The sequence below is a fragment of the Nocardia sp. NPDC049220 genome (assembly GCF_040647855.1).
Lineage (GTDB): Bacteria > Actinomycetota > Actinomycetes > Mycobacteriales > Mycobacteriaceae > Nocardia.
Genome location: NZ_JBEZDA010000001.1, coordinates 309,190 through 331,168 on the forward strand (window position 1 = coordinate 309,190; position 21,979 = coordinate 331,168).

A 21,979-nucleotide genomic window follows, 5' to 3' on the forward strand; every position below is an offset into this window, starting at 1 on the left:
ATGCGGCGCGCGGGAATTGCGACGCGCCACCGGCGCGGCGGCTACCGTTCTGGCCATGGCACCGGGTGATAGCTCCAACGACGACGGAGCCGAGATTTCCTCCGGCTCTCCGGGGGGCGAACCCGTGGACGCGCCGCCGCACGTCCGCGGCAGGACCGACCCCTCCCTGGACAGCGTGTGGCTCGGACTCCGGTCATCACCGCTTCCCTCCCTACGGCATGGGCCGCGGTGGTCGACAGTGGTCCTGGCTGGCGCGTTCCTCGCGGTCCTTGTGCTCTACATCGTGGTGCGACGCTAGCTCGGCGAGCCGGCGCCGACCTGCGGGAATAATACGGTTGCCGCGTCACTTAGAGTTGACCGTATGAAGGAGAAGGGGCGTAAGGTGATTCCGATCAGCAAGGTCGCCCTATACGTGCTGGTCATTAGCATTATTTGACGATTTAGGTTCGATGAAGTAAGACCGAGCGGGATCGAGCCGGTTTCAGTCCGGTGACGGGACCAGGACGGGACCAAGGACGCAGGTTTCGGATCAGCTGGTGCGCTTCGGAACCAGGACGCCAGTAATACCACACTCCACAAGGATGCGATGGCGTTTAACGTGCTGCCGCGCGGTGAGGGCGCCGTGTCGGACGGCGACTCCCATGATGCCCGTCAGAACAACCTGCGCCAAGTGCGCTTCGAGGTAGGCGTCCAGATCCGCGAGTCGATACATGCACGACTTGCCCGACGGCTTCGAGTAGCGAGGTCCATGCCCCTTGGCGGCCCAGTTCGCGAGGGTGCGATGGTGAACACCGAGGTATTCGCCTGCTTCCTCGCGAGTGAGCCACTTCTTGCCAGGCAGGTCATCTCCCACACCACCTTCGTCGGGCCAGGCCCTTCACAGCCGCGTTCCTGTCTGATCGGCCGACTCGAATCTGGACGTGGCACGATCAACCCTCCCTACGACCGGAATAGTCAAGTCAACCCTGAGCAGGCGGTCTTTGCACGGCCGTGTGCCGTCCCGGGTGATACCCCCCGGCGGTTTGGGTACCCGGGCGGGGTTTGCGCTGCCGACGCGCCGGTCAGTGGCCCATTCGGCGTACACGACACCCGGACAGCGTTAGATCGCTTCGGCGAGATCTGATCTACGTGTCCACAGCGAACCGCTACGAAGTCGGCGATGTTCAGCAGCTTCCCGGTCGCTTCGATCGACTGCTAGGAGCCCGCCCCGGACACGTCGTCGATCCAGTCTTGAGGGATTAACTGCTCCCCGTGCCGCCAGTTGTGGACAACCGATTCCTGGAACCAGTCCTCCGCCAGATTGGCGTGATCGCACACGATGATCTGGAGTTCGGGGGCAAGTTCCCGCACAACATCGTGAATCAGGTGGAAGAGTCTGTTCACGGCTTCGCGGTCACTGTCGGCGCTCGGTGCACCGGATCGTTGGTCGACCTCGGAGCGGTACCAGACCTGGGTGGGTTGGTCGAGGATGAGGATTCGCGGCACCGGGCGTCGCTGTCGAACGAAGTAGCGGTGCAAGGCCAAATGGGCGACGAGATGGTAGCCCACCCAGTTCTCGCCGCTACCGATTCGGAACAGCGGCGCGGGACCCTGTTCGGTGTCGGTGACGACGGTGAGCCGGTTCATGTCGAGCCGTACGTTGCTGCCACTGTGCTCCAGTTGCAGCTGGTTTGCCCATCGAGTCATGTCCTGGCTGATCGCGACCAGCCGTGACGTCAGCTGTTCACGTTCTTCAGCGGGATCGAGCTCGGCCTCCAATCTACGGACACGATCGGCGGCGAAATCGAATAGCTGCTTCAATCGCTGTCGCTCGTTGCCCGAGCCACCGGGCAATGCGGCGAGGGTGGCGTAGATGCGGCCTCGAGTGAAGTCGCGTTGGGAGTCCTGCGGTAGCTGCTCAAGGGCTGAATTTCCGGCGTTAATCGATCGAAGAGCCGATTCCACGGTGCGGAGCCTGGTCCGAAGTTGTGCGGCTTGATCGTCCAATGCCGTCAGTGCTGCCCGACGTGCTGGACGTGCCGCGTCGATGCTGGCCAACTGAACGTTGAGCCATCGAAGACTGCGATCCAGCTCGGTGACCGTGGGGTCGGGATCGGGCAGTGTGCTGCCGCAAAAGGCGCACGTGACATCGGAATCGGCAGCGGGCGCATCGGTCTCTGTGTGCGGAGCGAGCCCGAGAAGGTTCAAACTGGTCAGGCGTGCGGCTTGAGTTCCTACGGCACCGACATAGCCGACCTCGGAAACCTCCTGTTGCAGTAGTGTTTCACGTTCCGCGGCGATACCTCGCAGCCGACTGCGCAGATCGTCGCACTCCTGCACGAGCTCGGAAGTCCTTGTCGCGCTTTCTCTGTCGTCGCGAGACGGTTGTCGATCGGCGATTGCTACTTGAAGTGCAGATATCGCGGCGGGTCGCGCGGGCTGCTCGGGCGCGTCGACCATGCCGAGCGTGTACGCTTCGCGCCACAGCGCCGCCAACGTCGCTTCTGCGAGCTGGCTGGCCTCTTCGGCTCGGCGATACTGGATTTCGGTGTCGCGCAAGTCGCGCCGGGCGGCGGTGAGCTGAGCACGACGGAGCGCTTGGTCGCGTGGAACCGCCCCGATGAAGTAGGGGATGGTGTCCTTCAACGTCTGGATCATCCCTTGCTCCGCCTGGCGGTGGAACAGGAGGTTCCGGTTGGCGATCTCGTTCTGGGACTGCAGGCAGAGCAGGGTCGCATGGCCCAGGTGTGCTTCCACCGCATTTCGAGCGGAGCCGATGGGCGGCTGGTGAAGGTTCTCCTCGATGCCGATCCTTCGACCGAGTTGCTCACGAATCGCATTGGAGTCCATATCGGCTTCCAGCTCGTGAAAGTCGAGCGGCTCGAGATCGTTTCCGAACCGGAGCATGGCTAGTTGTGTCGAACTCTTCCCCACCCGGGGAGCCGGCCTGGCCACGAAAGCGCGACCGCCCGCGAGGTCGAACAAGGCTGCATACCAGGTGACAGTCTTGGTGATCGGGCCGATCGACATCTGGAGGCTGTCCCGGCCAAGGCAGTACTCGACGATGTCCAGGAGAGCACTCTTGCCGGTCTTGGACTCACCGGTCACGATGTTGAGCGATCCCGGCTTGAACTCCAGGGTGCGCCGGGCGCCTGATGCGTTGTAGAGAACGATCGTGAGCAACTGCACGGTGATCAGGGTGCCATGCCGAGAACGGCAAGAACAGTCGCCGGACTATTCGTCTTGGATAGCCAGCGGCCCATCAGGTTTGCTTTGCGGAGGATCTCGTCGAGTTCCGTCGGCATCTGGAACCCGCGGGGCCGCCGACGCGGAATGGCAACCACTCGATCACCATCCACACGAAGGATTCCATGGGTGATGCCGAACCTCATTCCGGCGCGAACCGGCTCGACAAGGCCCAGCGCGCGTTGCGGAAGATTCGCACGCAGCACTGGGTTTCGTGAAACCCAGGTGGCGAGATGGGTCCGGGTCGTCGTGGGTAGGGCGGCACGCGTACCACGATGCAATACCATCGGTGCCACTACGAAGGACAGGATCCACGGAACACCGTCGCCCGATTCTTTCTGGTGCCCATCCGCCGAGGCGGCGATAACGGCAGCCAGCAGCGCGGGGTTCAGCATCGTCGAGACAACGGACGGGCGCGAACTCGACACCGTCACCGCATCTCCCTCCCACTCGATGCCTGAAGATCAAGTGTTTCAAATGCGGATCTTGAGTAGCTCCTCGACCCGGTTCTTGAAATCCGCATGCCAGCCGATGTGCCCCCCGTCCGCCAGGATGTGGCGCTGCCCCCTTGCGAAGAATGGCTCGTTGTAGCGGGACCGGACCGTAATCCCGGTATTCCCAAGGAGAGTGCGCAGCATGGCCTTGCCCGCCTCCCGCTTCGCTTTCTCGTCGGCGTCATCGTCAAGACTGTCCATCATCCAATCGAATTCGCGCTCCCACTCATCCACCAACTCGTGTTCGAACGTCTCGAGTTCCCCGATGCCGATGAGGTCTTCGTCGACCCACCTCACCGCCTGGGTATACGCCCGGTAGTAGTCGACGATTGCCTTCTGCAGGTTCTTGGGCGGGTATGCGACCCACTGCATCTGCTGTACGAATGGGTGTGCCCGGTACATTTCGCCGATCTCGTCCTCGTCGACGTCCCCCAGCTGTACGAGTGTCGGCAGGTTCTCGCAGGTAAACCGGTCGCGTATGTCGGCGATGGCCGCCTGGGCCGCGCCAACGTCGAGGCTGGTAAGACGGCCTTGCAGGAGCGCCAGCGCCTGCGTGTCCCACCACTGCCAGACCATCGCCAAGAACAAGTCCTCGTGTCCACGAGGCAGTGTCCACTGCAGGCACGCGCGGACAGCAGCCTGAACATCCTCCGCATGAGGTGAGCCGTCGGCTATCCGAATGCGGTGCAGAAACGTTCGTCGCTCGGAAAGTGCCAGCGCGAGGAACTGTCTACGCGTTGCCAGAGTTTCCTTGTCCCCCTTCTCGTCAGCGACGTCTTCGAGAAGGGCCGCGGCTGCTTCCTCGTCGCGGTCCACCGCCCGAAGGGCCGCCATTGCGCTGCCCGGTGCGGCGACCTGAGTCGTGACCAATGCGAGACTGGGGCCGTACGCATCCCCGGGAGAGGCTGTGTCCATCCACACCTGGAGCGTTTTCCACACGTCTTTCGAGCGGTCCGTCAATGAGCGACTCTTGCCCTCATGATGCTTGACCTGCAGCATCTCCGTTGGTGTGCCTGCGTTGTCCCATGCGATGTCGTCGAAAAGTTCCAGACTGATGGCCGCATCGGGCCTGTCTGGACCGGACCGCAGCAATTCCACCAGGGCCCACCAGGTCTGATGCTGGTAGCCGACTGCGTTTGGTGCAGCGTTATGTGAACCCTGAGCCATCCTATGATTTTCCACCGGCCAGATGATCACGTCCAGACGACAGCCCGCGGCGGAGCTCGGCCCGAGCCGTCCACGGAAGGCGGTGTTCGCTCCGGTGTCACGCGATCTGGAGGAATGGGCTCGGCGTCCCATGCCAGGTGACCACAAGCTGTTCTCGGGCACGTGTGCAGGCCACGAACAGCAGGCAGCGCTCCCTTTGTAGGTCCAGTCCGTGCTTGTGCTCATCTTCCTCGACGGTGGTTACTGCGGCAGACTGGGGGACCTGGTTGGCGTTGATGCCCGCAGCGATCAGGCATCTGAACTCCAGTCCCTTCATCCGGTGCATCGTCGCGACCGCGACGCCTTCCAAATGTCTACTCTTGCCGAGCAATTCGGCCTTCACTCCGGCCTTGCGTAGACCGTGTTCGATCTTCGAGCCGTACCATTTCGCGCGGACGGCGATGCCGATGTCTTCTACGGACACGCCTTCATCGATCCACTTGCGCACGGTCTCAACGATTGTCGCGACCTCTTGGGATGTATTGCGGCAGCCGATCGAGGTAGGCGCTTGCCCGTGGACGTCGGACCGGCAGCCCGCGATCGAGTCGAGACCGTCCATCATGTCGTCGATCGATTCATTGCGCAGGATGGCAAGGCTCCAGCCGAGGGTCTCGGCGGTGGTGCGGTAGTTGATGGGGAGGCGGCGGCTACGGCCGGCGATATTGATGCCTACCTCCCGCAGGCTGACACGACAGTCGTAGATGCGCTGGTGGGTGTCTCCAGCGAGGAAGATGTCGTCGTCCGCTTCCGTTATGGCGGCGCGGAGCATCCGCCACTGGTCCGGGTTCAGGTCTTGCGCCTCGTCCACGATGATGTGGCGATACGGCTTGTCATTGCGCTCGTTCAGGATTCGCGCGGCTTCCCTGGCGACTGTTTCGTGGGTCCATAGATCGTCATCGCGGAGCTGCTTCTCGAACGCGGCGATTGCTGCCCAGGCACGCTCCTTCTGGCGTGGACCGAGACGTTTGCCACGACCGGCTCGGCTGGCGGTCAGGTAGTCGTCGAGGCTGGTCGATTGCTTGGCCAGGACTACGTGTCGCCATTCGTCGGCCAGGAAAGCCGCGGAGAGCCCGATGTCCAGTCGTTGGCTGATCAGCTCCCACATCTCGGCTTCACGCTCCGACGCGAGTATCCGCAAATGGCCGTGTAGCTCGCTCACGACCTGGTTGGCGAGTTTGTCGATATGAGTGAAGGCGATGAGGTTTCGGACTCCCTCACTGTCGACCAGCATCTCGAAGTTGTCCGCCATGCTCGCGGCGAGGTTCGCGGTAAACGTCGTGACGAGTACCGGGCCCGCGCCGCGTTTGGCCAGCTCGTGCGCTCGGTGTAGTGCGACGACGGTCTTGCCGGTGCCGGGTCCGCCGCTCACTCGCGCGGGACCCGTGAACCGTGCCTTGACCAGCGCTTCCTGGGTCGGATGAAGGTAGATCCGCCACAAGGCGAACGGATCAGCGAACACCTGCATCAATTCCTCAGGCCCGTCCACGAGCACTACTCGGTTTCGGCTGCGGGCGATGGCGGCATCGAGATCGGAAGCGTCGACGGGCGCCTCGTCAAGGGCGTCAGCGCCCAGGTGCGCCCACACCTCGTCGGGGCTGTAGCCGGCCGCCAAGCCGTAGAGCACCTCCCACTGGGTGGTGGGCAGATACTCGCGCGCGGCATCGAGCTGCTCGGCATCGGTCAGCGCCCTGGCGAACCGGAGGGTCTGTTCGTCGACGCCCAACCTCCGCAGATCGGTGTCGCTGGCATGAGCGAGCAGCCGCGTCGGTGCGTCGTGCGCGACCTTTTCGATGACCGGCAGCGCTTCTGACATCGCGTCGTCGTCACGGATTTCGATGCAGTGGTCGGCGGTGTTGACGGTGATCTGGCGGCGGCACGCCCACTGATAGGCGTCGTCGTGCGGGAGCACCTTCAGCAGCATGTACGTATCGCTACCGTCCTTCGGGGCCAGGACGATACCGCGCCAGAAGTTGTCGATCCGGACCGAGCGGTAGCGGCTGTTCTGCGCGTTGTTGATCTTCTCCAGGTGCGCGCCGGTGTTGATCGTCGTGGGGAACTTCTCGAACAGGTCCGAAACACGTTTGCGGACTGGGGGTTCCAGCTTGGCGAAGTCGAGCAGAAACTCCTTGTGGATGCCGAGCGTTGCCATGTCAGTTCCTCATCTCGGCAGGGAGGTCCATACATGGGCGACGCGGACCGTCGCCGGGAGGTGGATTCAGCGGGGACTGGTAGTTCTCACCGTCGACCAACGGGTGAGCGAGATCGACACCCAGCGGGGACATTCGGTCGTAGGCACTCAGCACGAGTTCCTTTGTGCGGTAGATGCCATACTTGGCGATCTCGTTGTTCTTTAGCCCGCCGCCCGACTCGGATTGGAAGGTTTCCAGGATATAGTCGGCAACATCACGGCCGATTCCATAGAGCAGGAAGAAATACGCATCCAGTTCTGCGCGGATAATGGCACGTCGATCCTCATCCCACTGGAAAGGGCCGGTATCTTCCGAGTCGCCGAGATCGCGTGCAAGCGGCGCCAAATCGTAAGTCGTGTAGACCAACTCAAGCATTCGAGGCGTGAGGAATTCCGTATGATACTGCAAATCAGAGGGAGCCGGCATTGGAAGTTGCTTCATTACGAATACCGCCATGTTGGCGCTACCGATCTTCTGTCGACTGACGTAGTCGAACACTAGTGAGCTCAGGGCGGCCATAAGGGCAGCACACAACTTGCTGGACACCGCTGGAAGGATAAGTGGAAGCTTATCGCCTGTAGCCGATTTCGGGACGAACGCAGCGATAGTGGTTCGCTCATCGGTGGAACGGCACACGTCGCGGAATCCGCAGATCCACTCTCGTTCCCATCCCAGCTTCCTAAGCCGCAGATCCACGCCGGGAATATCGCGCTCACGGCCGCGCCGGACAACTCGCACGACACCTTCCTCGGCCACCCAGTTTCGGGGCATCACCAGCGCTGATGGATCGGCTTTTTCGCGCAGTTCGAACCTCCGGCGATCGTTGTCACCAGTTCCGTAGAATGAGCTCCACCTGTGGTCAAAATGGTGAATCATCTTGCCTTCAAAGAATGGTAGCATTCGCTTGCCATCCCGGATGAATACATTGCCGTGGAGCACCCATCCGTCGTCGAGGAGTTCCCCTTTCTTTCTGAAGATGTCATCGTCATCGGTGATATTGAATAGGTTTCTGGTGGTGATGTTCCAGGGATTTCCGCTTCTCCTGGTTTCGTCCCACATGACAGGAATCCGTCGATAGATGGACAGTGTGATATCAGCATCGCGGCGCGATCTGAAGATCGGTAGATTTCCAGTATTAGGATTAGCAAGGGTGATCTCTTCGGGGGCGAGGTCGATAACCCGGTTGGGGTCATCAAGCTCCGCTGGATCAAGCAGAAAGAATGCCAATCGCACCGATGCCTCGGAAAGGCTCGGTCCAACAAGGGATAACAGGCAGAATTTGTAGCTGGCGTGGACACTTTCGAAAAGGAGGTTCCTGTTCTCGAAATCGAGAAGCATGGAGATGGACCCGTGGCTGCTCAGGCGCTGGAACAGGTGCTGCGCCCCAGCGTTGGTTGCCAATGTGGTTGGTACGACGCATCCGACGCGACCGTCTGGGGCAAGGATGGAGGTAAATCGCTCGACGAACAGGTGATCTGTCCAGAGAGAATTGACGCCCGGAACGCTTAGTCCCCTTCCGGCCAGCGGAAAAACGCCAGAACTGCTAGTGAATTTCAGAGTTGCCTTGACCATGCGGCGGGCATCCAGGTACCTATGCCCTTCCTCCGGAACATCATTGATCCACTGCACAATCCGTTGGCGGCGCGTACTGCCCGACAGCTTTGCGATCGATGGTTCGACGATACTGAAGTACTTCTTGTCCTCCAGATCCAGCTTGTCCCAGGGTGGATTGGCCAGAACACAAGAGAACCCTCCGCTCCAACCTGTCGGCGAACCGGTGTCATCGTCGTCGGAGACCGTGAAGACCTCGGGGAACTCCAAGTGCCAATGGAAGAAGGTGTATTGATCACGCAGACGGACGATTTCGTCATGTGTGGCCTTTGACGCAGCGGACCCTTCCGGATCTTGTAGATCGAGGAACACGTCATGAGTGACTGGCTCAGGTGTGTTGATCGTGTAGCGCCACAAGAAGGCCGCACACCAGGCATCGGCAACGTGCAATGCGTGACGGTAAGCGGTGTCGGAGGCCAATGCTCCGTACGCCGCCGCCTGCTTGCGTACCTGAGTCACGTTGTCTGCGGGGGCGTTCGTGATCCTGCGGGCATTGGTGGCAAAGGTGGTATTTCCGACCTTGGGTACCGTGTGCAAGTCGAACAGACTGGCTTGGCCATCACGGGCCTTCTGGTTCTGATCCTTATAGAAATCGGCGACCTTTCGGTCGTCACCTTCGACGACTTTGAATGCTGTTTCTGGGATGCCGTCACGCAACAGGGCGGGTGTCGCGCCAATGAGTGAGTTGCCGACCTTGATGTGAGCATCGAGAAATCCCATGGCCTTTCCGGGTTCCATGGCCTCGATCCACAGCGATACTTTGGCCAACTCGACGGCCATCGGGTTGATGTCGACGCCGTAAAGGCAGCGCGCGACGACCTCGTGCAGTGCATGCCTTACGGCACCCTCGGAGGGTTCAGGGTGGTTTTCTCGAATCGAGGCTATCCGTTTCGCGATACGACGAGCTGCGGCGACGAGGAAATGGCCGGAGCCACAGGCGGGATCGCAGACCGTCAGGGATAGCAGTTCGGCGACGATGGTCTCGGTCGGGTCAGTTTTGTTGGCTGCTTCAGATTTTGCCAGGCCGCGTTGCTGAGCATCCTCGATTGCGGGGTCGAGGGCAGAGTCGAGTAGCGGTTTGATGAGGCTGGTGCGGGTGTAATAAGATCCGGTCTTTTTGCGTTCGTTGCCGAGTTTCGCAACGAAGCTAATAGTGCGGTCGACAGCACTGTGTTGGGGAACGCGCTCGAGGAGCGACTCGTAGACGGAGCCGAGTTCCTCCGACCCCATGTTGCGATAATCGGCCGCGCGCCAGCGGGCCGAGTCGGCATCCCACACTCGAGACAGGGCTCGGATGGCTTCCAGCAGATGCCGATTGGCGATCTTCAGACCGTGCAACGGCTTGTCTACCGGGGTGTCGTCGAAGAGTCCGCCGAGTCCGGGAAGGCCGAGTTCGGGCCGACCGGACTCGTCGCGCAGTGCTTCGAGGACGATTGCCAGGGCGCGATAGAGGTCGGTGTGCCCATTGCCTCCGCGGCGGCGGGCTTGTTCGCGCAACCGGGCGGTCGAGAAGTAGCGGCGGTAGCGTTCACGTGCTTGCCCGGGAGTATCGGACGGATGTAGGAGGTTTCGATCTTCGATGACGAATAGGCAAATCATCCGATACACCAGACGCAGCAACGCATCTCGGTACGCGTAGACGTCGAGGTTGCGGAGGGCTTCGTCGTTGTGGGTGTGCTGGAGGAACCCGGTGCCCAGTGCGGTGATGGCTTTCTCGACGGCCACCCGGTACTGGTCGAGAGCACGCATACCGGATTCGATGGCGGCGGCCCGCCAGCGTTCGAGCCAGCACGATGAGGGAGGCGCGCCGTCGGCGACGGCGAACCGTGTGACGTGCAGCAACCGGTACAGCAGCACGAACTCGTTGAACAGCTCGCCGTCGAAAATCGCCTCGAGATCGAAGTCCACGTAGCTGGCGGTGGCGAACGAGCTGGAGTCGCGGAGCAACCTGAGCTGGCGGCCATTGGTGACGATGCCCCACAGCTGGGCTTCGGTGCAGTTGAGGCATTCCTGTAGCAGTGACTGCGGAGGTACGGTGCTCGCGCCGATGGAGCGCTTGTCCAACTTCTGGTTCCACGCTACGAAGTGGATCGGTACGTGGTTCCAGTGATGGCTGATGGGGAAGGTCTTCTGCCCGTCGTCGGCCGGTATGCCGTTCGCCCCGACGATGGCGAGTTTGCCGAAACCCAATGCGCTGAACAGTGGTTCGAGCCATTGCTTGGTCGCGATACCGGACGGATCGGCGGGGACGGTAGCCTCGGGGGCGGGCGACAGCTGTTTGCGAAGCTCGAACCAGATGGCCTTCAGGAAGTCCCAGTGTCGTTCGGCGTCGTCGCGCACGGAACGCGCGCCGACGACGTCGTAGTCAGCCGGGTCGCAACCGCCAACCTCTTTGCGGCCTTCGGAGATCCTGTCGAGCATCTCGGGCGGAATGAGCCCGCCGACACTGTGGATGGCCGAGAAAGCCTGGGCGCGTGACGAAGCAGACATCAGTGCGTCCCCCCGGTGGGTGCGGGCAGGTAGACATAGACACCGAGGATGTCGGCGGGTTGTTGCGGGCGCACTTCCACACCGCCGATGATTTCGCCCGAGGCGGACCGCACGCGTCGGTGAGATTCGCGAAGTTCGGTCGCCAGGGCTTCTCCGCGTGCGTTCAGGTGGGGGCCGACCAGTTCGGGGAGGCGGTCGAGGATTCGGATCATGGTGCGTTCGCCGAACTCCGGATCGGTATTGACGGCGGCCTCCGCAGTCAGCAGTTCCGTTGTCGCTTGGGGTGGCAACCACACCGCGTCGGCCGGTGCTCCTTGGAAAGCGAACAGGCGCACGTCTTCCGCCACGAGTTCACGCGTTTCGGCTTTCTGCCGTGACCGCAGACTCAGATGGAATCGGTAGCGCACCAACAGCAAGGTCGTCCTCGTGTCGACCGCATCGGTACGGATCACCCCGCAGCGGCGGGCCGGACGAGTGCGTTCGGGGAGACTGTCGAGCGCAGAGTTGAGCACGAAGTTCGCCAGCGCGCCGACGGCCGGGTCGGTCCGGACCAGCGCCGCTTCGCCGCGGCCCACTGCGGGTGTTGTCCGGAACGGGATGGGTTTCCCTTTGGCGACGACTCCCGAGCCGACGGCCACGTCCAGGGCGTCGCGCAATCCGGCGGGGCTGCCGCTCACATCCGCGGCGAAGCCGCCATCCGAGTTGTTGCGGAGTACGCCATGGAGGTCCGGCAATGCCTGCCGGACAAAGGTTTCCACCTCGCGGGGATCGCCGAGCACATCGCGAAGGGCCTGCACCTCGCGCGCCACTTCGTCCACATGGATGGCATGTTGTGCGAACCGAGAACGGGACAACTTCTCCCGCTCGGCCGTCGAGTTCCAGTCGGCCTCCAACTCGGCGGCCTTCTCGTTGACCTTCACGAGTTCGTCGATCGCGAACAGTCCCTCCTGCTCGCGTTGACCGCCACGCATGAGCAGCCACTCCCAGATCGCGTCGGTGACCCCGGCGGACCTCTCATCAGGGACCGAGACGGAGATGCCCAGAGCGTCTCGGATCTGGCGGTGTTTCTTGATCAGAACTTCCAGCACCTTGCCGTCTATGCCGTTGTCGGTGCCGATCAGCGTGATGACCCGGACCTTGCGCTGCTTCTGCCCGTAGCGGTCGACGCGCCCTTCCCGCTGGTCATGGCGGGTGGGGTTCCAGGCGAGGTCGTAGTGGACCACCGCATCGAAGTAGTGCTGCAGGTTGACGCCTTCCGACAGACAGTCGGTGGCTACCAGGACCCGATGCAACACATGGCCGACGGCCGCCTGCTCAGCGAGTTCTTCGATGCGCTCGATTCGTTGCTGCGGTGAGAGGGTGCCCGTGACTGCACGCACGACGGCTTTGCGGCCGAGCTTGTCGGTCAAATGCTCCGCAACGTATTCGGCGGTTGGTATGTAGCGGCAAAAGACGATTGGGTGGTATCCATCGCTGATCAGTCCCTTGACATGCTTGATCAAGGCTTTCAGTTTGAGATCCGTCGTGGGACCTTCCAGTGCCATCGCTCGTTCGGCGAGAAGCGCGAGCCCGTCCGAAACCGCGTCCACTTCGGCTCCGGGCGCGACATCGACGCCGTCGAGCACGTCGCTGTCGGCGGAATCGCGGATCAATGGCGCACCGAGCTCGTCGGCTTCCTCAGCGGAGGCTGCTGCTGCGGCGGCCGAGCGGGTACGCAGAGTCTGTGCCGCGGCGCGGGGTGAGGAGACCAGTGAGCGCAGCAGCGCGATCGACGACCACCAGGCGATACGGGCTTCCCGCTTGCCGTGTTCGCCTGCGGTAGTGACCTGTTCGCGGGCGTAGACGATCGCATCTTCGAGAAGAGATCGATAGTCCGGCGACAGTCGGTAGGGTTCGTCCTTCGTGGCGCGATCATCCGGGAATTCGGTCTCCTCGCAGAGTTCGGTCTTCTCGAGGTACTTGCGGACATCCGCGCGTCGTCGCTGGACGAAGTGCTGTGCGAGCAGCTTTCTACCCTGTTCGCGAGTGATGTCGAGGGTGACGAACTCCGGCTTCAGCAGACCCAGCAAGTTGCGGAAGGCCGATTCTTTGCCGCTGTGCGGGGTCGCGGTGACCAGCACAAGATGCCGGTCGGTGTTGGCGATCCGCTGTAGTAGTTCGTACCGCAACTGGTGTGCGCGCGAGCTGGGGTCGTCATCGGCGCTGACGCAGGTGTGGGCTTCGTCGACGATGACGAGGTCGGGGCAGTGCTGGACGAACTCGTCCCGATGGCGGCTCGACTTGATGAAGTCCGTCGATACGACCACATGCTGGTGCTTCTGGAACAGTGACTCGCCCAGTTCGAGACCGCGCTCGAGTTTCGGCACTGTGGAGGATAGGACGCACTCCGCGTCGATCCCGAACTTGGTGCGGAGTTCTTCCTGCCACTGTTCGGCGAGCGCGGGGGAGCACAGCACGGCAAGTCGCTTCGCATCACCCTGCGCGAGGAGTTCGGCAGCGATCAAGCCGGCCTCTATTGTCTTGCCGATTCCGACGTCGTCGGCGATGAGCAGGCGGACGGTCTGCTGTCGCAGTGCCATTAGTAGCGGCACCAGTTGGTAGGCCCGTGGCTGAACCGCGACGCCAGCCAGTGACCGGAAAGGTCCTGCACCGGAACGGAATCCGATCCGAAGCGCAGATCGCAGCAGGCCTGCGGAGTGCGCATCTCCGAGGTCGCCCGGCGAGGGCGGCTGGAATTCGGTGCTGCTCACATCCTCGAAAGCCGGGAACACCGCGGCGATCTCGTCATCGGAGCCGCCGAGCGGGCGCAGCACCAGCATGTCCGGCTCGGACTCCGGCAGCACAACCCAATGGCGCCCGCGTGCCGAGACCAGCGAACCGAGCGTGAATCGAGGCGTCATGAGTTAGCGACTCCGAAGTATCGAGGGAACTTGCCGATGACGGCCGACCAGTCGTCGTCGTATCGAAATCGGATCACATCCCAGCCCGCGTCAATCAGACGCCCCTCCGCTTGCTTATCGCGTTGAGCGATGGACGCGTGGTCGTGGACCGGGCCGTCCACATACACGGCGACATTCGCGCCGGGCAGGTAGTACACAAAATCGGGCCTCGCCTGGTACTCGCGCAGAAGGACCTGAGCAGCATCAGGGAGCCGATGCCCTTCTTCTTTCAGCCACTCGGCGAATTTCCGTTCCAGACTGGAGTCGGATTGCTTGACCAGTCGCTGCATCTGCTCGGTCCGCGACTCCGCGGCTCCTGTCGGAGTCGTGATCGACGCTGCGAAGGACATGAGCAGATCTCGCACATCGTGCCGGTTCAAATCGGTATGGTGGCCTTGGTTTCCGTAGGTCAGGACACAGTCATAGCAGCCTCGCGCGCACGGCTTAGCTGTATCCGGGCCGCGGGTGTCATGGCCATCTGCGTCGAAGTGGCAGATGTCGAGCGCCGCGGACGCAGCTCGGGCCAGCGCCTTGCCGCGAGGATCTGCCTGCAGCTGCCGCAAGACGCCAGCGCCGCCTTCAGCGGATTCCATGAACAGAATCCGATCCCGGGGACCCTCGTCGGGCGGCAGTAGCACGGCCTCCAGCTCGGCGTCCTCGAGCTCGAACGCGGCCTCGATGCCACGTTCCAGCGCGTACATGAGGGTGAGCGCTTGCTCACGTGAGATTGCTTCGCCCAGGGTGAGGACGAGGATATTGCGACGATCCTCGACATAGGGCAGCACAAGCATCTTCCGACGGCGATCGTTTCCGTCGGCATCGACGAGTGAACCCTCGCTGGTGTGATCGACTGCGTCATCCGCGTCGGAAACCGTCATCCAGGTGCCATCGGCAGGGTCGAGCCAAAAACCCAGCGGATCATCATCTTTCGCATGCCGCCGACCCACATTCGTGATGCGGACCGTCGCTGAGTCACCGTAAGCGAGGTGTGCGAACTCCTCGTGTGCCCCGGTGACGATGGCGTCGCGCCGTCCCTTGCGCACACCGTGATCGTGGAAGCGATACGAGGTGAGCAACCTGAATCCGGCGCGTCGACGTTCCTCCTCGTCGGAAGTGATGCGCTGGCGCAAACGGGTATAGACGGTATGCAGTTTGAGGAGCCCGGTCGTGGTGTCGCGCAGCGGAGCCTTGCACATGTCGCAACGGTCCGCGCGGTCGGCGATGTCATGGTGGTAACCGCAATTGGTGCAGCGTTTGGCGCTGGTGGTGACGACATCACTGGATGTGTTGGCTTCGAGCTGGATGCGGTCAACCTCGTAGCGGGCGCCTTCGTGGTAGATCAGAGCTCGGGGACCGAACTCGCGAATGGCGATAAACCGGGAACGTTGTAGGTAGTCACCCTCGTCGTGTCGTCGGCTCGACGGCAGGTAGGCCGCCAGCGGTAGCCGGGGAAAGGAGTAACCGGGTAGGAACCCTTCGCTAGCCAAGTAGCGGTATGGGTAGAAGTCGGACAGCACAGAATGGCCGTCCACCCCTTCGTTTTTCAGCAGATCGATTCGGGTTTCGGCCTCGCGTCGGCGTGCGACGGCGAGCTTGCGATCCCGTTCAGAGAGTGTGTGGTCGAGCCTGCGGCGGTTCTGCTCTGATTGGTCGACCAATGCGGCCCGGAACAAGTCCCGCCAGCGGTCGAACGCATCGTCGAATTCGGCAGGCGCCTTTCGGATGCAATCCTCCAACCACTGGTCGTCCCACCATGAAGTGTCGGCGAACATTGATGTCATCGGGCCGAACGCCCGCTGCGCCGCGGCCAGGCTGCGTTCGCGAAGATCGGCGGCCTCGATCTTTTCGACGACCTGGCTGTACAGCTCGAGATCAGGATTGGGGAGGCGGGTGTCCTCGTCGTAGCTGATATTGATGATGTTCGGGATGGCCTTGCCCAGTTGGAGACCGGCCTCGGCGATCCAGATGGCTTGCACATGGGACCGAACAAGATCTTCGTTCGCCAAGTCGAGCTTCGGCGGACGAACCGCACCGGCGACCATGCGGTGGGACTGCCGGAAGTAGTACTGGTCGTGGCTGTTCCCGGTGGCGCAGTATGTTACAACCAGCGCCGGCTGCCCTTGACGACCGGCGCGCCCACTACGCTGAACGTAATTGGCAGGCGTCGGCGGGACATTGCGCATCAACACCGTATTGAGATCGGCGATGTCGACACCGAGCTCCATGGTCGGCGAGCAATACAGCAGCTTCAGCTCCGCGTTCCGGAAGGCATCCTCCCGCTCCTGGCGCTTCCTCGAATCAACCTGCGCCGTATGCTCTTTCGCCCACATACCGGTCAGCGTCGCGGCAGTCTCGCGATAGAAGTCGCGGAAGAACAGATTGACCCTCGGGCCGTCGCCACTGGCGTAGGTGCGATCGACTGGATCGTGGACGCCGGTCAGACCCGAGCCCAGCCGCCACACCAGCGCCCGCGCCGCGACCCGATAACCGGCCAGCGGTTGCCCGGTCGGTCGGCGGCGGCGACCTGCTCGCTGCGGGGCGGCGGTCACCTTGCTGACCAGACCGCCCTTCTCGAGGATCTCCAGCAGTTCCACGATCAGCTGCTGGGCCGCCGCCGTATCCAACGATTGAAAGTGAACTCGGCGAAGGTATTTGCCGAATTTGCCACGCCCGGACAGGAACAGCCCCGACCGATCCAACCCCGGCCGGGAACTCTGCGGATAGGCGGTACCGACCTGGGGGCGGTCACTCTCCGAAAGAATCCACGGATCGCTAAGGCGCTCCTCGCTGGACCGCCGGAGCGTATCGAAGTCATCGCGGAAGTATTGGACGTCGATGGCCAGCCCACGCCGCATCTGGTCCAGTAGCGCACGGAGAATTTCGGCGCGCTGTACCTTGTCGGCATCACGCAGTGGGCGGGAAGCAGTTTCCCAGCGTTGCTGGTTGCCGGCCAGCCAATCCAGGTCCGTGTAATCGATCCTGAGCAGACCGGTCTGCTCGAGGTTCGGCATTGTCACTCGCCACCCTCGCTCCAGATCCAGATACAGGCGGAACGCGACGATATCCCGGAGCGTCCGCGCCGCCGCCGTCACCAACGACGGCGTCGGATCCGATGATCGGATGTAGTCGGCCGGCTCCAGGCCCAGCGCGTTCGTGACACGCGTCGCCAACTCCTCGTGACTGATGCCGCCGTCGCCTGCTTCAGCCAGAGCCCGATACAGCGCGCCACGCATCAATGCCACTTGAACAAAGTCATTGAAATGCCCCGCCTGCAGTGCGGCGTCCTGTCGGTTGTCGACGAAGGACAGCAGCTTGCGAGCAGTCTTGTTCAGCGCCTCGGCCGGAATGTCCTTGAGGAATCGGACGATCGACGCCGACACCAGCGAGGTGGCCGAGGACCGGCCCTCCTGGTCGAGAGACGCCAGCCGCGCGAAATCACGTCCGCGAGTCTGTTCGTAGCTGACGCCACAGTGCAGACAGAACAGGAACGGGCTGGGAATGAACGCGGCCCGAAGCTCCCCCGGGCTCTCGACGCCATGCGGATCCACGAAAATCGTTCGGGGAACGCGCCGTTGATACGACTTGCGAACCAGCTCCTGGCCATTGTCATCTGTCTCGAGCCAGGACTCGGGAAGTCGGCGGCTCTCGATGACTTCGACAACGTCGGCGGGCCATGGCCGATCAGGATCGATGTACAGGTAGCCGTCTTCGGCGCTGCCGTCGGTGGTATCGACGTTTCGCCGAGCGGCATAGACCGCCTGCCCGTCGTTCAGCGTGCGCCGCACCGACAGGTACTCCTTGCCGCATTCGCGGCAGAATGCCAACGGCAGCAAGACTTTTCCGGACTTGGGTTCGACCACCTGGTATTCGCGCGTTATCGAACGGGCCTGCGCATCGTCGAGCGTCACGTAGACGGTATCGCCCTTGGACAGGAACTGGTGCAAGCGGAACGCGAACAGCGGGCGGTTGGTAACCGGGTGAAGCGCCTGCGAACCTGCCTCGAGGGTTGCGCGGATCGCGTCGGCGCAGGAGTCTTTGTCGAATCCGGTGTCAGCAGCCAGTTCGGCGGCCGCGTCCTCGATCTTGGTCGGCCGTTGCCGGATCAGGCGTCCTGTTTCGTCTCGGGTCAGCCCGAAACGGGTTTCGATCCAGCATGCGAGCGGATCGTTCACAAGATCGGAATACGCCGTCGGGACGGCGGCTCCGAGGCGTCCGGCGGGAACTATGGCTGGGGCCTCTTCCGTTGCCCGAACCAGCGTTTCGCCGATGACGTTACCGGGCACGATCTCGGTGCCGAATAGTTTGGTCGCGACTTCGGAGACGACCTGGCGCTGTTCGTCGAAGGTGCCCTCAGTGGACATCGTCGCCGATGTGCCGATGCATTGCAGGTTGTCGGCCTGGCAGGCTTCTCGGACGCGACGGATGAGCAGGGCCACGTCCGCGCCCTGTCGGCCACGATAGGTGTGCAACTCGTCGAACACCAGGAATTCGAGACCGGTCGCCATCCTGATCAATGAGTCGCGGTCACCCGGGCGGGTGAGCATCAGCTCCAGCATTACGTAGTTGGTCAGCAGGATGTCCGGGGGATTGTCGCGAATCTCTCGGCGTCGCTCGTCGCTTTCCTGACCCGTGTACCGCGCGTAGGTGACCGGTTCCTTCCCCGCGCCGTATCCGTTGGTCAGATACTTCTTCAGCTCATCGTCCTGACTGTTGACCAGGGCGTTCATCGGGTACACGATGATGGCTCGGACACGTGCGGCGGTCCCGCCCGCCTCCTTGCGCTCGCGCAGGACCTTGTCGACGATGGGCACGATGTAGGTCAATGACTTACCCGAGCCGGTTCCGGTCACCAGAACATACGACTCGTCCCGCCGCGCGGCCTCGATCGCATCCCGCTGATGCCGATGCAGGGTGAGCGGGCGCCCGTCGCACTCGGTTCCATTCTCGGCCTTGCCGCTCTGGAAGATTCGCGTGCACTCCTCGTCGAGCAGCCCCGTATTGTTCAGTTCGAGAACCGTTCCGCCAGAAGCGAAGAACGGATTTAGCGACACCCATGGGTCTGGCCACTGCGACTTGTTCGCCAGGTCCTTCTCGACGAACGCCTTGATGCCGGCGTCACGGATGATCGTCGCGCCTTCGGTGAAGGCCCGGTACTCATCGATGACGTTGCGGTGCAATCCGAATACATCCATTCCCGCGCCCGGCTCGGGTCCGCGCCGTCGATCGGTCCGGATCTGGACGGCCGAGCTGTCCGCGCTTGCGACGTTGACGTCGCACAGCGGTTGGTACTCCTGCCATCCGGAAACGTGGGAGTCGCCAATGGCGAAGGGCAACAGAGCTTCTCGCACTGCATGCGCGTCCTCTGGCCGATCGGCCGGATCCTTCCTGAGTAACCGCTCGACAATCCTCAACAGGCCCTGCGGGACATCCGGGCGCTGCGGACCAATGGGTGGCGGTTCGTCGTTGAGGTGCTTCTGAGCGAGTTCGGCCGACACGGCACTATGGAATGGGGGGACACCGACCAGCAACTCGTACAGCACGCACCCCAGCGCATACAGGTCCGCGGCCGGTGTCACCGCCGAGCCGTAGAATTGTTCGGGCGCCATATACCGTGCGGTGCCGACCGTGGCATTCGAACTTGTCAGCTGATCGTCGGCGTCGCTGGTGATCCGGCCCATTCCGAAATCCAGGACCTTGACCGTGCCCCCACACAGCAGCATCACGTTCGCAGGCTTGAGGTCCCGGTGCACGACGTCGACCATGTGCGCAGCAGCCAACCCTGCGGCGATCTGAGCGCCGATCGCAGCTACCCAATCCGCCGGAAGCTGTGGGCATTCACCAACCAGCTCGCACAGGGTGTGGCCGTCCAACAACTCCATCGCCAGATACGGAGTCCCGGAATCCTCGTCGATGCCGCCAGCGACCGTCTGCGGCAGGTTGATGTGCCCCAACTTGCGCATGATTCGGACCTCGCGATCGAAGCGATCGGCCACCTTCAGATCGGCTCCGGAATCGAACGACTTGCCTGTTCGGCTGCGCAGGATCATCTTGACCGCAACTTTGGGCACTGCGGAATCTTGAGCCTGAAGATCCTCGGCGCGATAGACCACGCCCATATTTCCGCGCCCGAGGGGGCCGAGCAGACGGAACCGCCCCGCCACGATTGTGTCGCTCACTTCGCTTCCTTATCCATAGGCTTCAGAACTCCGTTGGTCAGCCCCTCGCGCGCAAGCCGCGCCAACTTCGCCCCGAGCTGGGCCAACTCATCCATACTGCGCTCAAAAGCAATCGTCGCGCGGAAGGCGGCCCCGTACTGCTGCTGTGTTGCCGGATCGAGCTGCGGTACCTTCGCCCCCCGCGGATCGAGCCGGAGGGTGCCACTGGACGAGGTGTTGCGGCGAGCGTTCGCCGAGCTGCGCACGATTCCGCGTAGAAAATCCGAGTCGAGCTGGTCGGTATTCGAGGTAACCGTGTCGCCTGCGACTGACACCAAGTCGTTGCGGACGAGATCGCTGATATTCAGCATCACCGACCGATCCCACCCCTGTGACTCCATTAGGTCTGGAAGTGAACCGATCAATTCCCTTGCCAAACGCTCGAACTCGGAACTGGTCTCGTTATACGCCGAGGCGACATCCCCACTGCCGCAGTCAAGATACCGCAGCGGACTCAGATCGACCTCTTCATCGAGTATCGAGATTTGCGGAACCGCAACAGATTTCGCCATCGCTGACTCGAGGTCGGCAGCAGTACCGATGCTGGACAGGTCGACCATTCGAATGTCTTCTCCGGAAGGGGTTCGGCGAAGAACCCACAAGTGGGCAGGAACCGAACTCCCAGCGACCGAGCCCGTGGGCAACTGCGCGATGGTGTCGATGTGGCCGGCTCTGATCAAACCGGAACGGATTCGCCTGCCCGAACGGCGATAGGCCACCGTCGCGGGTAGCGCCATCAGCACCTTCCCACCTGGTGCCGTGCACGCAAGACAGTGCTGCAGCCAGGCCAGTTCCCCTTCGCTCTTCGGTGGAATTCCAAACTCCCACCTGGAGTCGAGCAGCAACTCTTCCCGGCCCCAATCCGTCAGGGACCGAGGCGGATCACAAACCACCAGATCCGCCTTCAGGTCCGGAAAGGCGTTCGTACGCAAAGAGTCTCCGGGAGCGACCGTCGCCGGTCTTCCCGACAACGAGGCGCGACACTCGAGAAGGTCAAGCGACGCCGCGTCGATATCCTGGCCGATGCGGATCTCGAAGCCGGGGTTGCCGACCGTCAGCAACAGGTCACCGATTCCGCATGCGGGGTCATAGACCGTGCCGGAACACTCGCTGGCGAGGCGGGACATCACCCGCACAAGCAGTGGCGTCGACACAGCCTCCGCCTCGCCACGTCCCACAGAAGCGACATATCGCGCGACGAGGCCGTTCACGACCGTGTCGGCCCCGTGCCGAGAGCCCAAGTCGTCGGTGAGAACCGCTGCCGCGTCCTCCAGATTCGATTCCTCACCTACAAGTTGCCGCGCCACCGCGGCTACGCCGGAAACCATGCGCTCGCCGAACTGGAGTCGAAGTGATTGCCACAGCCTGACCTCGTCGGACACCTCGCGGCCCTTGCCGGTTTGTTCGAGCCACCCCTCGACATCGTGGAGCGCGAACAGCGGTGCTGCGGAAGTCCCTGCAGCAGGCTGCGGAAAGTCGGCATAACGCCGACGCCAGTTGGACACAGCCGCGCTGGTCACGCCAGCCAACCGAGCGATCTCGGTGGGTGTCACGTGGGCTATCTCTCGAGCTGGCATAGGTTGAGGCTAGATGATCTGTGAGCTAAACCG

10 protein-coding genes are annotated in these 21,979 nt (G+C 62.5%); 1 reads left to right on the forward strand and 9 read right to left on the reverse strand.

All coding sequences use genetic code 11. The annotated features are described in order from the left end of the window. Positions 1-55 precede the first annotated feature (55 nt). Positions 56-298, forward strand: a complete 243-nt coding sequence (locus tag AB0C34_RS01365; RefSeq protein ID WP_357066223.1) for a hypothetical protein — start codon at positions 56-58, stop codon at positions 296-298. A gap of 231 nt (positions 299-529) precedes the next feature. Here the strand turns inward: AB0C34_RS01365 and AB0C34_RS01370 are convergent, their stop codons facing one another. The 9 genes from AB0C34_RS01370 to AB0C34_RS01410 all read right to left on the reverse strand — a co-directional run bounded on the left by AB0C34_RS01370 (position 530) and on the right by AB0C34_RS01410 (position 21,946). Further along, entirely contained in the window at positions 530-853 is a 324-nt protein-coding gene (locus AB0C34_RS01370; RefSeq protein ID WP_357066225.1) for a helix-turn-helix domain-containing protein, read from the reverse strand. 341 nt (positions 854-1,194) lie between these two features. Then, entirely contained in the window at positions 1,195-3,168 is a 1,974-nt protein-coding gene (locus tag AB0C34_RS01375; RefSeq protein ID WP_357066228.1) for a DUF3732 domain-containing protein, read from the reverse strand. A gap of 5 nt (positions 3,169-3,173) precedes the next feature. Beyond that, positions 3,174-3,659 carry a three component ABC system middle component gene (locus AB0C34_RS01380; RefSeq protein WP_357066230.1) on the reverse strand — a complete coding sequence of 162 codons (486 nt, stop codon included), beginning with the start codon at positions 3,657-3,659 and terminating at the stop codon, positions 3,174-3,176. A gap of 39 nt (positions 3,660-3,698) precedes the next feature. After that, on the reverse strand, positions 3,699-4,916 hold the full coding sequence (locus AB0C34_RS01385; protein WP_357066233.1) for an ABC-three component system protein: 1,218 nt from the start codon (positions 4,914-4,916) through the stop codon (positions 3,699-3,701). Between the two features lie 67 nt (positions 4,917-4,983). Further along, a complete protein-coding gene (locus AB0C34_RS01390; protein ID WP_357066235.1) occupies positions 4,984-7,074 on the reverse strand; it encodes a UvrD-helicase domain-containing protein in 2,091 nt (696 codons plus the stop codon). Between the two features lies 1 nt (position 7,075). Further along, positions 7,076-11,215 carry a DNA methyltransferase gene (locus tag AB0C34_RS01395; RefSeq protein ID WP_357066238.1) on the reverse strand — a complete coding sequence of 1,380 codons (4,140 nt, stop codon included), beginning with the start codon at positions 11,213-11,215 and terminating at the stop codon, positions 7,076-7,078. Beyond that, the gene (locus tag AB0C34_RS01400; RefSeq protein WP_357066241.1) at positions 11,215-14,115 is read right to left on the reverse strand and encodes a DEAD/DEAH box helicase; all 2,901 of its coding nucleotides are present in this window, start codon (positions 14,113-14,115) and stop codon (positions 11,215-11,217) included. The genes AB0C34_RS01395 and AB0C34_RS01400 overlap by 1 nt, the downstream gene beginning before the upstream one ends. Then, a complete protein-coding gene (locus tag AB0C34_RS01405) occupies positions 14,112-20,330 on the reverse strand; it encodes a protein kinase (RefSeq protein WP_357066244.1) in 6,219 nt (2,072 codons plus the stop codon). Before AB0C34_RS01405 ends, AB0C34_RS01400 begins: the two co-directional genes overlap by 4 nt. Further along, entirely contained in the window at positions 20,327-21,946 is a 1,620-nt protein-coding gene (locus AB0C34_RS01410) for an N-6 DNA methylase (protein WP_357066247.1), read from the reverse strand. The genes AB0C34_RS01405 and AB0C34_RS01410 overlap by 4 nt, the downstream gene beginning before the upstream one ends. Positions 21,947-21,979: the final 33 nt, after the last annotated feature.

What these genes read in the sequence shown, in the direction of transcription:
- AB0C34_RS01410 (WP_357066247.1), bottom strand. Translation starts at nt 21,946, where the DNA reads ATGCCAGCTCGAGAGATAGCCCACGTGACACCCACCGAGATCGCTCGG.
- AB0C34_RS01365 (WP_357066223.1), top strand. Translation starts at nt 56, where the DNA reads ATGGCACCGGGTGATAGCTCCAACGACGACGGAGCCGAGATTTCCTCC.
- AB0C34_RS01400 (WP_357066241.1), bottom strand. Translation starts at nt 14,115, where the DNA reads ATGACGCCTCGATTCACGCTCGGTTCGCTGGTCTCGGCACGCGGGCGC.
- AB0C34_RS01390 (WP_357066235.1), bottom strand. Translation starts at nt 7,074, where the DNA reads ATGGCAACGCTCGGCATCCACAAGGAGTTTCTGCTCGACTTCGCCAAG.
- AB0C34_RS01395 (WP_357066238.1), bottom strand. Translation starts at nt 11,215, where the DNA reads ATGTCTGCTTCGTCACGCGCCCAGGCTTTCTCGGCCATCCACAGTGTC.